Source organism: Mycobacterium sp. E3298 (assembly GCF_001666895.1).
Classification (GTDB): Bacteria; Actinomycetota; Actinomycetes; order Mycobacteriales; family Mycobacteriaceae; genus Mycobacterium.
Genome location: NZ_LZJB01000226.1, coordinates 1 through 11834, shown reverse-complemented (window position 1 = coordinate 11834; position 11834 = coordinate 1). Strand labels below are relative to the sequence as shown.

The 11834-nt window shown below is 68.8% G+C and carries 12 protein-coding genes and 1 rRNA gene; 6 read left to right on the top strand and 7 right to left on the bottom strand.

Features of this window, described 5'->3' with window-relative positions; all coding sequences use genetic code 11:
• Nucleotides 1-83: 83 nt before the first annotated feature.
• Nucleotides 84-196: ribosomal RNA gene (gene rrf, locus A9X05_RS10465) — 5S ribosomal RNA — on the top strand.
• Between the two features lie 59 nt (nucleotides 197-255).
• Here rrf and A9X05_RS10460 read toward each other — a convergent pair.
• The 3 genes from A9X05_RS10460 to A9X05_RS10450 all read right to left on the bottom strand — a co-directional run bounded on the left by A9X05_RS10460 (nucleotide 256) and on the right by A9X05_RS10450 (nucleotide 3207).
• Entirely contained in the window at nucleotides 256-759 is a 504-nt protein-coding gene (locus A9X05_RS10460; protein WP_067781107.1) for a methylated-DNA--[protein]-cysteine S-methyltransferase, read from the bottom strand.
• Nucleotides 756-2255: a DNA-3-methyladenine glycosylase 2 family protein gene (locus A9X05_RS10455; RefSeq protein ID WP_067747742.1), complete on the bottom strand. Its 1500-nt coding sequence runs from the start codon at nucleotides 2253-2255 to the stop codon at nucleotides 756-758. The genes A9X05_RS10460 and A9X05_RS10455 overlap by 4 nt, the downstream gene beginning before the upstream one ends.
• 67 nt (nucleotides 2256-2322) lie before the next feature.
• Complete coding sequence (locus A9X05_RS10450; protein WP_197499004.1) at nucleotides 2323-3207, bottom strand: LysR family transcriptional regulator; 885 nt, start codon at nucleotides 3205-3207, stop codon at nucleotides 2323-2325.
• A gap of 91 nt (nucleotides 3208-3298) precedes the next feature.
• Here A9X05_RS10450 and A9X05_RS10445 point away from each other — a divergent pair, with 91 nt between their 5' ends.
• Entirely contained in the window at nucleotides 3299-4546 is a 1248-nt protein-coding gene (locus A9X05_RS10445) for an MFS transporter (protein WP_067781104.1), read from the top strand.
• A 16-nt stretch (nucleotides 4547-4562) separates the two neighbouring features.
• Here the strand turns inward: A9X05_RS10445 and A9X05_RS10440 are convergent, their stop codons facing one another.
• Nucleotides 4563-4943, bottom strand: coding sequence for a hypothetical protein (locus A9X05_RS10440; RefSeq protein ID WP_067747749.1), 381 nt, complete (start codon nucleotides 4941-4943; stop codon nucleotides 4563-4565).
• Nucleotides 4944-5012: 69 nt separating this feature from the next.
• Complete coding sequence (locus tag A9X05_RS10435; RefSeq protein ID WP_067781101.1) at nucleotides 5013-6626, bottom strand: adenylate/guanylate cyclase domain-containing protein; 1614 nt, start codon at nucleotides 6624-6626, stop codon at nucleotides 5013-5015.
• A gap of 45 nt (nucleotides 6627-6671) precedes the next feature.
• Between A9X05_RS10435 and nucS the strand changes: the two genes are divergently transcribed.
• Nucleotides 6672-7343, top strand: coding sequence for an endonuclease NucS (gene nucS, locus A9X05_RS10430; protein ID WP_067747753.1), 672 nt, complete (start codon nucleotides 6672-6674; stop codon nucleotides 7341-7343).
• Nucleotides 7344-7365: 22 nt separating this feature from the next.
• The gene (locus A9X05_RS29560; protein WP_082950235.1) at nucleotides 7366-7674 is read left to right on the top strand and encodes a hypothetical protein; all 309 of its coding nucleotides are present in this window, start codon (nucleotides 7366-7368) and stop codon (nucleotides 7672-7674) included.
• On the opposite strand, the gene mce is transcribed toward A9X05_RS29560, so the two are convergent.
• Entirely contained in the window at nucleotides 7675-8142 is a 468-nt protein-coding gene (gene mce, locus A9X05_RS10425; RefSeq protein ID WP_197499003.1) for a methylmalonyl-CoA epimerase, read from the bottom strand.
• 78 nt (nucleotides 8143-8220) lie between these two features.
• Between mce and A9X05_RS10420 the strand changes: the two genes are divergently transcribed.
• Together A9X05_RS10420 and A9X05_RS10415 are read left to right on the top strand one after the other, a co-directional pair.
• Complete coding sequence (locus A9X05_RS10420) at nucleotides 8221-9402, top strand: acetyl-CoA C-acetyltransferase (protein WP_067781096.1); 1182 nt, start codon at nucleotides 8221-8223, stop codon at nucleotides 9400-9402.
• 192 nt (nucleotides 9403-9594) lie between these two features.
• Nucleotides 9595-10518, top strand: a complete 924-nt coding sequence (locus A9X05_RS10415) for a tetratricopeptide repeat protein (RefSeq protein ID WP_067781093.1) — start codon at nucleotides 9595-9597, stop codon at nucleotides 10516-10518.
• A 62-nt stretch (nucleotides 10519-10580) separates the two neighbouring features.
• Here A9X05_RS10415 and glgB read toward each other — a convergent pair.
• The coding region (glgB, locus tag A9X05_RS10410) for a 1,4-alpha-glucan branching enzyme (RefSeq protein WP_067781090.1) at nucleotides 10581-11834 on the bottom strand (1254 nt) is incomplete at its 5' end.

Genomic DNA, 11834 nt, shown 5'->3' with positions numbered 1-11834 from the left:
AACCACTAGTTCAGTCCCAGCGGCTATTGTCGTCGGGCGCTCTGAACACCACACCCCCCACCGAAACCAAATTTAAATAGAGTTACGGCGGCCACAGCGACAGGGAAACGCCCGGTCCCATTCCGAACCCGGAAGCTAAGCCTGTCAGCGCCGATGATACTGCCCCTCCGGGTGGAAAAGTAGGACACCGCCGAACATACACAAAAACACCCCCGGCAACGGGGGTGTTTTTGCATTTCTCGGTACGGCGCATTCCTAGTCGAACAATGTCAAGGCCGCATTCACCGACGCGCGTTTCTTCTCCAATGCGAGCAGCGTTCGCTTGCGGTCGAGCCCGCCGCCGTAGCCGGTCAGGCTCCCATTGGCGCCGATGACACGGTGACAAGGAACGACGATCGCGATGGGATTGTGGCCGTTCGCCAATCCCACGGCGCGCGCGGAGCCCGGGGCGCCGATCTGTTCCGCGATCTCTCCGTAGGACCTGGTTTCGCCGTAAGGAATTGTCTGAAGGGCCTTCCACACGCGCCGCTGGAATTCGGAGCCGCGCAGCTCGAAGTCGAAATCGAACTCGGTGAGTTCGCCGGCGAAATATGCGTTCAGTTGGTCGGTGGCCTCGTTGAACACCGTGGCGTTCGGAGCCCAGCCGGTTCGGCTGGGCTCGTAAGTCTGGTCGACCATCCGAAGCATCGTCAGAACCGAGTCCTGACCGGCGAGGGTCAGCGGCCCGATCGGGCTGTCGATGGTGCGGTACTCGATCATGCTGTCTCCTTCTGGGGCTCCTGTGGTGGCCATTGGTTAACCGGATGCTCGAGGGTGGTCCAGAGGTACTGGGTGGCGTAGGAGCGCCAGGGGCGCCACCGGGCGCCGTGCCCGATCAGGGCCCGTTCGTCGGTCGGTAAGCCCAATTGCCTGGCGGCCATCCGAAGCCCAAGGTCGGTGGCGGGGAAGGCATCCGGGTCACCGAGCCCACGCATCGCGATCACCTCCGCGGTCCATGGGCCGACTCCGGGCACCTCCAGCAATTGTCTGCGGGCGGCCTCCCAGTCGCTGCCGCTGTCGAGGACGATACTGCCGTCGGTGAGGGCGGCGACCAATGCGCTCAGGGTCCGTCGCCGGGTCTTGGGGACCGCCAAGTGGATGGGGTCGATCTCCGCGAGTTGCTCCACGGACGGGAAGGTGTGGGTCAGCCCGCCGTCGGGGTCGGCGATCGGCCGGCCGTAGGCCGCGACCAGGCGGCCGGCGTGGGTTCTGGCCGCCTTGGTCGACACCTGCTGGCCCAGGACTGCGCGCACGGCGAGCTCGGCCGCGTCCACGGTGCGTGGAATGCGTTGTCCGGGGGCCTTTCCCACGACCGGACGCAGGTGCGGGTCGCCGGACAGTGCGTCGTCCACCGCCTCGGGATCGGCGTCGAGATCCAGCAGTCGCCTGCAGCGGGCGATCGCCGTCGTCAGGTCGCGAAAGTCGTCGAGCACCAGCACGCAGCGGACGTGATCGACGGCCGGTGTCAGGGTGGTGACGGCGCTGCCGAACGGGAGACGCAGGCTCCGTCGATATGCGCCGCCGCGGATCTCCTCACAACCGGGCACGGTGCCGGCGGCCAGGTGGCCGAAGACGCCCTCGTAGGCGAACGGGGTGCGGACCGGCAGTCGCAGGCACACGGCCCCCGGCGAAGCGGTGCCGGTCCCGGCCCGCCCCGCCGCCCGCCGGCGCAGCTCCCTCGGGGTGCTCTCGAAGACAGAGCGCACCGTGTCGTTGAACTGCCGGATGCTGGAGAACCCCGACGCGAACGCGATGTCGCCGAATGGCAGGTCCGTGGTCTCGACAAGCAGCCGGGCCGTCTGCGCCCGCTGGGCGCGGGCCAGCGCGAGCGGGCCGGCGCCGACCTCGGCCTGCAACAGCCTCTCCAGCTGGCGGGTGGTGTAGCCGAGGTGCGCCGCCAGGCCGCCGACGCCTTCGCGGTCCACGGTGCCGTCGGCGATGAGACGCATCGTCCGGGCGACGACGTCGCCCCGGACATTCCATTCCGGTGACCCGGGCGAAGCGTCGGGCCGGCACCGCTTACACGCCCGGAATCCGGCCCGCTGGGCGGCGGCCGCGGTCGGGTAGAAGCGCACGTTGCGGGCGAACGGCGGCCGAACCGGGCAACTGGGCCGGCAATAGATGCGGGTGGTCAGCACCGCCGTGACGAACCAGCCGTCGAACCGGGCGTCCTTGGACTGGACGGCGCGGTAGCAGCGTTCGAAGTCGTCGTGCACGCTTCTAAGACTTACACCCGCCCGGTGACAAAACTGGCGGAAAAGCGACATGGCAGTGGGAGCCCACCTAGGGGCCGTCGTGCCGCACGGCCGCGGCGGCGGCGATGAAGTCGCGGGCCGGGCGGGACAGCGGCCGGCCCGAGTCCCAGATCATCCCCACGTCGCGGTACGCGTCGGCGTCGGCCAGTGGCAGCACGCTCAACCCCGCCGCGGATTCGCTGCCGTCGATGGGCATCAGGCCGACACCCAGCCCGGCGGCCACCAGGCCCGCGGTCGTGGTGAGGTTCGCCGCCTCCAGCACGATCCGCGGCTGGAATTGTGCCGCGGCGCAGAGCTCGTCGAGCAGCCGTCGCATGCCGAACCCGGGGTGCATGGCCACGACGGGCTCGTCCGCGAGATCGGTCATGGACACCGCGGCATCGCCCTCGAATCGGTGACCACGTGGCACGGCGACACCGAGCCGCTGCCGAAACAGGCTGCGCCAGGCGAGAGTTGGCCGCCGTGGCCGCGGGGACACCACCCCGACGTCGACGCGCCCGGCCAGCACCAGCTCGCCGATCGATTCGGCGGCGCCCTCCTCGAGCGCGAAGGCCACGCGGGGTGAGGATTCCTTGAACCGGGCGATCAGGCGCGGCACCACCGTCGCCCCGAACGAGCCGAGGAAGCCCACCCGGATCTCGCTGACGGCCGGGTTGGCCAGGTCGTCAATCGCGCGCCTGGCCGAGTCGAGCTCCAGCTGCGCGCGTCGGGCATGCTCGTAGAAGATCCGGCCATACGTGTTGAGGGACAGGCGTTTGCCGCGACGATCGAACAGCGCCACGCCCAGCCGCCGTTCCAGACGCGCGAGCATCCGGGTGAGCGTCGGCTGGGCCACGCGAAGCTGTTCGGCGGCCGCCGTGACGTGTTCCAGCTCCGCAAGTGTGACGAACCACTCGTAGTCGTCGCCCGCCACGCGCACCATCCTCGACTTATGTCTTTGGAGCATATTAAACCTGCGAATAATTCATTTCCTTCGCTTTGCGTCGGCGCGCAGGATTAAGGGCATGCCCCAAGGCCCCTCCACCGCCGTAGCGCACCGAGCCGGAACCCGCGGGTACCGGCGGCTGACCGCGGCGCTCTGCGGTGCCGGTCTGGCCAGCTTCGCCGCGATGTACTGCACCCAGGCGCTGCTGCCAGCGCTTTCGGCGTCGTATCGGATCGGTCCGGCCGCGGCGGCGCTCACGGTATCGCTGACCACGGGGATGCTGGCCGTCTGCATCATTCCCGCCAGCGTCCTGTCCGAGCGCTACGGCCGCATCACCGTGATGTTGACCTCGGGGTTGGCGTCCAGCGTGATCGGGCTCCTGCTGCCGTTCAGTCCGACGCTCGGCGTGCTGCTCGTCGGCCGCGCCGCGCAGGGCGCCGCGCTGGCCGGGATACCCGCCGTCGCGATGGCGTTCCTCGCCGAGGAGGTGCACGCCTCGTCGCTCGGGTCGGCGATGGGCCGCTACATCGCCGGAACGACGGTCGGCGGGCTGGCCGGACGCCTCGTCCCGTCGTTGGTCATCGAGGCGAGCGATTGGCGGGTCGCACTGCTGGTGTGCTCCCTGACGACACTGGCCGGCACGGTGGTCTTCGCCGCCCTGGTGCCGCGGTCTCAGTTCTTCGACCCGAAGGAGACGAGCGTGCGGGCCAGCATCCGGAACCTCGCCGCGCATCTGCGAAACCCGTTGCTGCTGAAGCTGTTCGCGGTGGGGTTCGTGTTGATGGGTGGATTCGTGACCGTGTACAACTACCTTGGCTACCGATTGACCGGGCGGCCGTTCGGCCTGGCGCCGTCAGCAGTCGGCCTGCTGTTCCTGCTGTACCTGGTCGGCACCTGGACGTCGGTGGCGGCCGGGCGGCTCGCCGACCGCAGGGGACGCCCACTCGTGCTGCGGGCCGCCCTGCCGGTCACGCTGACGGGCCTGCTGCTCACCGTGCCGCACGCCCTGCCCGCGATCGTGGTGGGGGTCGGCGTCTTCACGGGTGGTTTCTTCGCCGCGCACACCGTGGCCAGCGGCTGGGTGGGCGCGGTGGCACAACGCGACCGCGCGGAGGCGTCGGCGCTGTATTTGTTCAGCTACTACTTGGGCGGGTCAGTGGCCGGTGCGATCGGCGGCGTCGTGTACGCGGTCGGCGGCTGGCCGGCGACGGTCGGTTTCGTCGGCGGGCTGCTGGTGGCCGGCTCATGCCTGGTGGCGCTGTTGGTGCGGGAGGGCGACCCCCGCACCAACAACCACCTCGTTGCGGCCTTGGCGGCCGCTGACTGATGCGCCCGGTAGGCGGCTAGGGGCCGGGAGGGGTCCCGACGCAGACGCCGCCGGCGCAGGCCCCCGCGCCGCCGGGTCCGGCGGACGCACCGGCGCCCGGCACACCCGCGCTCGCGCCACCGGGGCCCGCGCCGGCGCCCGAGCCACCCGGGCCGGCCGTCGTGGCGCCCCCGGGTCCGGTCTCGGGACCGCCGCCCGGGCCGGCCGGAGTCGTCGCCGCCGGTGCCGTCGTGGTGACGCTGGCGGGCGTGGTGACGGAGGTGGTGACGGTCGAGGTCGAAGTCGTCGGGTTCTTGTTGTCTTTGCCCGAGCCGCAGCCCGCGGTCAACGAACTCAAGGCGATCGCCGCGGCGATCCCCGCGGCGAGGGAAGCACGCCGCGCAGTTCCACTAGCCATGTCAACACCAATCTCTGAAAGGGGCGATGTCCTTAGTCCCCTTACCCACTCGGGTCGGAAATCAATCCATCAGGCCGGCGGGTCGGCGGGCGTGGCGAGCCGGGTGGGCTGCTCATACCCGCGAAGAGTCACGGTTTCGCCCAAAGTCCAACGGCCGCGCTCGTTCTCGCTCGCGCCTTCGAGGGCATCGGCCGTCGCCAGCAGTCGACCCGGGTACGACTTGGCGAGTTCGCAGAGGCGGGCCGCCTCGTTGACCGGACCGCCGATTACGGTGTACTCGAAGCGTTCCCGGGCGCCGACGTTGCCGGCCACCACCTGCCCGGCCGCCACGCCGATACCGGCTTGGCACTGCGGCATTTCGTCGACGAGCCGCTCGGCGATGGCGCGCGCCGCGGCCAGCGCCTGGTCTTCCGGGCGGTCCAGATGGTTCGGGGCCCCGAAGATGGCCAGGGTCGCGTCCCCCTCGAACTTGTTGACCAGACCGCAGTGTCGGTCCACTTCCTCGACAACGATGCCGAAGAATTGATTGAGCACCGAAACGACTTCCGCCGGAGGCCGGCTGGTCACCAGTTGGGTGGAACCGACGATGTCGATGAATACGACTGCTACATGGCGTTCTTCGCCGCCCAGCTTCGGTCGCTCGCGTTCGGCGGCCAGGGCGACCTCGCGTCCGACGTGCCGGCCGAACAGGTCGCGAACCCGCTCGCGTTCGCGCAGCCCGTCCACCATCGCGTTGAAACCGCGTTGCAGCTCACCGAGTTCGGTGCCGTCGAAAACGACGAGGTCGCCCCGCAGATCGCCGCGCTCAACCCGGCGCAACGCCGCGCGGACCACGCGCACCGGAGTTGCGGTGAGCCAGGCCAGAATCCACATCAACAGGCAACCGAAGATGAGCGTGGCGATCGAGACGATCAGCACACCGACGGCGAATTGCGTTTCGGTCAGATTGCGCATCAAGGCTTGAAAGCCCGCCAGGAAGCCGATGCCGAGAACGGGCAGGCCCGAGCCGAGGAACCAGACCACCATGGTCCGGCCCATGATCCCCGAGGCGAATCGACGCGGTGGTGGCCCCGCTTCGAGCGCCTGAGCCGCCGCCGGGCGCAGCGCGAACTCTGCCAGCAGATAACTGCCGGTGGCCACCAAGATCCCGCAGATGCCCACCGCGATGAGGAAGCGCGGGATGAAGAGCGTGTTGACTAGGCCATAGAGCGTGGTCAGCACCACCGCCCCGACACCCCACAGGATGAGATCGAAGCGGGCGATTCGCCATGGGGCCAGGAACGTGTTTCGTTCGTCTTCCCGGTTCGGCGCGCGCTCCTCGATCGCCCAGCGGAGCGATACGACGGTCCTGCGGGTGATCCAGTAGGTGCCCACCGCCAGCGCCAGCGCGATGTAGGCCGGTGATGCCGCGAAGGTTATCCACCATGGCGCGTCAAACACACTCGGTTGCGGGATGGCGACGGTCACCAGGAGCAGGGCGACGCCGATGCCGATCAGGTTGGCGCCCAGCACCAGTACAGTCAGGATGACCTGGATGCGGACGCGGCGACGTGCCTGGCTTTCTGACACCCGCCCCAACAGCAGGGAGCCGTACGCCGGGGTCTCCGGTAGCCGGCCGCTCTGACGCGTGACCGTCTCGAGCACCCGCCCGATGCGTTTCGCCAAGCTCTGCGTGGCCGACATGGTGGCGCCAGCCTAATTTGTCGGCCACGCTCTAAGGTGAGTCGGGTGCGTCTAGTGATCGCCCAGTGCACTGTGGACTACGTCGGCCGGCTCACCGCGCATCTTCCCTCGGCCCGCAGGCTGCTGCTGTTCAAGGCCGACGGATCGGTCAGCGTGCATGCCGATGACCGCGCCTACAAACCGCTGAACTGGATGAGCCCGCCGTGCTGGCTGACCGAGGAGCCGGGTGAGCAGGCCCCCGTGTGGGTGGTGCAGAACAAGGCCGGCGAACAGCTGCGGATCACCGTCGAGGATGTCGAGCACGACTCCAGCCACGACCTGGGCGTCGATCCCGGGCTGGTCAAGGACGGGGTCGAAGCCCATCTGCAGGCGTTGCTCGCCGAGCATGTGCACCTGCTCGGCGAGGGGTACACGCTGGTTCGTCGCGAATACATGACCGCCATCGGGCCCGTCGACCTGCTCTGCCGTGACGAACAGGGCGGTTCGGTGGCGGTGGAGATCAAGCGGCGCGGCGAGATCGACGGGGTCGAACAGCTCACCAGATACCTCGAGCTGCTCAACCGCGACAGCGTGCTCGCGCCGGTGAAGGGCGTGTTCGCGGCCCAGCAGATCAAGCCACAGGCGCGCACACTGGCCATCGACCGTGGGATCCGTTGTATCACACTGGATTACGACAAGATGCGCGGGATGGACAGCGACGAATACCGGCTGTTCTGAGCCTCCCGGCTAGGCTGGCGGCATGGCCCGGCGCCGCACACCGCCACGTCAGCGGTGGCAGTCATCGCCGCCCCCGCCTGCCCGCCGGGTGGAGGTCGGGCCCGACGGCCACGAGTACGAAGTCCGTCCGGTCGCGGCCGCCCGTGCGGTCAAGACCTACCGTTGCCCGGGCTGCGATCACGAAATTCGGGTCGGCACCGCACATCTGGTGGTGTGGCCAACCGATCCGACCCTCGGTGGAGGCCCAGGACTCGTCGAAGATCGGCGGCATTGGCACACCCCGTGCTGGAGCCACCGCGCCACGCGGGGCCCAACCCGGAAGTGGTCTTGATCAGGCGGCCGGTTCGACCAGCTCGATGAGGACGCCGCCGGCGTCCTTGGGGTGGATGAAGTTGATCCGCGAGTTTGCCGTGCCGCGGCGCGGGGCCTCGTAGACGAGCCGGATGCCCTGCGAGCGCAGGTGCTCGATCACGCTGTCGAGGTCGCTCACCCGAACCGCCATCTGCTGGATCCCGGGCCCGCGCTTGTCGAGGAACTTGGCGATGGTCGAGGAGTCGTCGATCGGGGCCATCAGCTGGATCTGCGCCGTACCGGTGGGCGCGCCGCGCACGGCCAGCATGGCTTCGCGGATTCCCTGGTCCTCGTTGACTTCCTCGTGCACCAGGATCATGCCGAGGTGGTCGCGGTACCACGCGATTGCCGCGTCCAAGTCGGCGACTGCGATGCCGACGTGATCGATCGCCGTCACCAGCTCGGTGGCCAGGACCTGACGGGCGTCAACTTGATCGGTCGTCATCACATAAAGGTAACCTGGCGGCAAAGACTGCGCTTCTCCGGGAGGCCGGATCGGCCGTCCACGGACCTTTGGGAGGTTGTTATGACGACGTCGGTGATCGTTGCTGGAGCGCGCACGCCGATCGGCAAATTGATGGGTTCGCTGAAGGATTTTTCGGCCAGCGATCTGGGTGCCATCGCGATCGCCGGCGCGCTGGAGAAGGCCAACGTGCCCGCGTCGGCTGTCGAGTACGTGATCATGGGCCAGGTGCTGACGGCCGGCGCCGGCCAGATGCCCGCGCGGCAGGCGGCCGTAGCGGCCGGCATCGGCTGGGACGTCCCGGCGCTGACCATCAACAAGATGTGCCTGTCCGGCATCGATGCCATCGCGCTGGCTGACCAGCTGATTCGAGCCGGTGAGTTCGACGTCGTGGTGGCCGGTGGGCAGGAGTCGATGACCAAGGCGCCGCATTTGCTGATGGACAGCAGGGCGGGCTACAAGTACGGCGACGTCACCGTCCTCGACCACATGGCCTACGACGGCCTGCACGACGTCTTCACCGACCAGCCGATGGGCGCGCTCACCGAGCAGCGCAACGACGTCGACAAGTTCACCCGCGCCGAGCAGGACGAGTTCGCTGCTCGGTCGCATCAGAAGGCGGCGGCGGCGTGGAAGGACGGCGTCTTCGCCGACGAGGTCGTTCCCGTCAACATCCCGCAGCGCAAGGGTGATCCGCTGCAGTTCACCGAGGACGAGGGGATTCGCGCCAACACCACCGCCGAGTCGCTGGCCGGCCTCAAACCGGCCTTTCGCAAGGACGGCACCATCACCGCCGGGTCCGCGTCGCAGATCTCCGACGGGGCCGCGGCCGTGGTGGTGATGAACAAGGCCAAGGCGGAGGAACTGGGGCTGACCTGGCTGGTGGAGATCGGTGCACACGGCGTCGTCGCCGGGCCGGACTCCACCTTGCAATCGCAGCCGGCCAACGCGATCAAGAAGGCGCTCAGCCGCGAGGGCATCACCGTCGACCAGCTCGACGTGGTCGAGATCAACGAGGCGTTCTCCGCCGTCGCGCTGGCCTCGACCCGCGAACTCGGCGTGGATCCCGAGATCGTGAACGTCAACGGCGGCGCGATCGCCGTGGGGCACCCCATCGGGATGTCGGGCGCGCGGATCACGCTGCATGCCGCCCTGGAACTGGCCCGCCGCGGCTCCGGCTACGGCGTCGCGGCCCTGTGCGGCGCGGGCGGGCAGGGTGACGCACTGATCCTGCGGGCAAAGTAAGCGGGCCGAGAAGCCGGAGCGCCGACGCCCTGGGCGACGTTGCTGGACCGACGCGGGTGGGAAGTTTTGTGATCTTCGTCATATCGTCCCCCGCGGCCGTCTTCGGGCGCGATTTTCGGGCCGCGGCACCGGGCCCACGCGTCCGCGCGACCGGGTGGATGGGGCACCGATGCGCATGACAAACTTGACGGCGTGACGCGTCCGCGACCCTCGATCGGCCCCGCGATGGCCGGCGCTGTCGACCTATCCGGCCTCAAGCAGCGGGCCCAGCAGCAACCGCCCGGCGGTGGGACCGGCGGCGGCACAACGCCGGCCGCCGAGGGCGGCCCCGGAGGCACCGCGATCACCGAGGCCAATTTCGAGGCCGAGGTCCTGCTGCGGTCCGAGGAAGTGCCCGTCGTGGTGCTGCTGTGGTCCCCGCGCAGCGACGCGTGCGTCCAGCTGCTGGACACGCTGTCCGGCATGGCCGCCCAGGACAACGGACAGTGGTCGCTGGCGACGGTCAACGTCGACGTGGCGCCCAGGGTTGCCCAGATATTCGGTGTCGACGCGGTGCCTACCGTCGTGGCTTTGGCCGCCGGGCAGCCGATCTCGAGCTTCCAGGGCATGCAGCCGCCGGATCAATTGCGCGGCTGGCTGGACCAGATCCTTTCGGCGACGGCCGGGAAGCTCAGGGGCCCAGGCGGTTCCGCCGCTGCCGACGAAGTCGACCCCGAGTTGGCGGCCGCCCGCGAGCAGCTGGAGGCCGGCAATTTCGAGGGCGCCCGAGCGGCGTATCAAGCAATTTTGGACGCGAATCCGGGCAGCGCCGAGGCCAAGGGCGCGATCCGGCAGATCGACTTCCTGATGCGCGCGACCGCGCATTCACCGGACGCGGTGGCCGCCGCCGATTCGGCACCGGCCGACATCGAAGCGGCCTTCGCGGCTGCCGATGTCCAAATCCTCAACCAGGACGCGAGCGCGGCGTTCGAGCGCCTGATTGCTCTGGTGCGCAGCACATCCGGGGACGAGCGCACTCGGGTGCGCACCCGGCTGATCGAGCTGTTCGAGCTCTTCGATCCCGCCGATCCCGAGGTCGTCGCCGGGCGGCGGAACCTCGCCAACGCGCTCTACTGAGGTCGCCGGCCGCGGCCGTCGGGTGGTTGCGGCGAAAGCGGCTCGTGCTGAGCGGCCCCGGTCTACTCGGGCTCGAGCCACAGGGCCGAGTTGGGCGGCAGCACCAGCACCGCGGAGGCGGGACGCCCATGCCACGGGTCCTCGGTGGCATCCACCCCGCCCATGTTGCCGATGCCCGTCCCGTTGTAGTCGGTGGCGTCGGTGTTGAGCACCTCGCGCCAGCGTCCTGCGGACGGCAGCCCGAGCCGGTAGCCGCTGTGCTCACTGCCCGCGAAGTTGAAGATGCACGCCATGACGGATCCGTCACTGCCATAACGCAGGAAGCTGAGCACGTTGTTGGCCGAGTCGTTGGCGTCGATCCAGGAGTATCCGTCGGGGATGGTGTCCTGGCTCCACAGCGCCGGGTGGCTGCGGTAGATGGCGTTGATGTCACGCACCAGACGCGCGACGCCGTTCGAGAAGCCCTGCTCGTCGAGCTGCCACCAGTCCAGCCCGCGCTCCTCGGACCATTCGGCGCGCTGGCCGAATTCCTGTCCCATGAACAGCAATTGCTTGCCGGGGTGCGCCCACTGATAGGCGAGCAGGCTGCGCAGCCCGGCGGCCTTGACGTGGTTGTTGCCCGGCATCCGGCCCCACAGGGTGCCCTTGCCGTGCACGACCTCGTCGTGGCTGATCGGCAGCACGTAGTTCTCGCTGAACGCGTACAGCATCGAGAACGTCATCTCGTGGTGGTGGTAGTTGCGATAAATCGGGTCGCGGCTGATGTAGTCGAGCGTGTCGTGCATCCAGCCCATGTTCCACTTCATCGAAAAGCCAAGGCCGCCAAGGTTTGTCGGGCGCGTGACGCCGGGCCACGACGTCGACTCCTCGGCGATGGTGACGATGCCGGGCGCGCTTTTGTGCACCGTGGCGTTCATCTCCTGCAGGAACTGAACGGCCTCGAGGTTCTCCCGCCCGCCGTAGATGTTGGGCGTCCAGCCGCCCTCGGGGCGTGAATAGTCCAGGTACAGCATGGACGCGACCGCGTCCACCCGCAGGCCGTCGACGTGGTACTCCTCGAGCCAGTACAGCGCGTTCGCCACCAGGAAGTTGCGCACCTCGGCGCGTCCGAAGTCGAAAACGTATGTGCCCCAGTCGAGTTGCTCGCCACGCTTGGGATCGGCGTGCTCGTAGAGCGGGGTGCCGTCGAATCGTCCCAGCGCCCACGCGTCCTTCGGGAAGTGCGCAGGCACCCAGTCCACGATCACGCCGATGCCGGCGTGGTGCAGCGCATCGACCAGGGCCCGGAATTCGTCGGGCGTGCCGAAACGGGACGT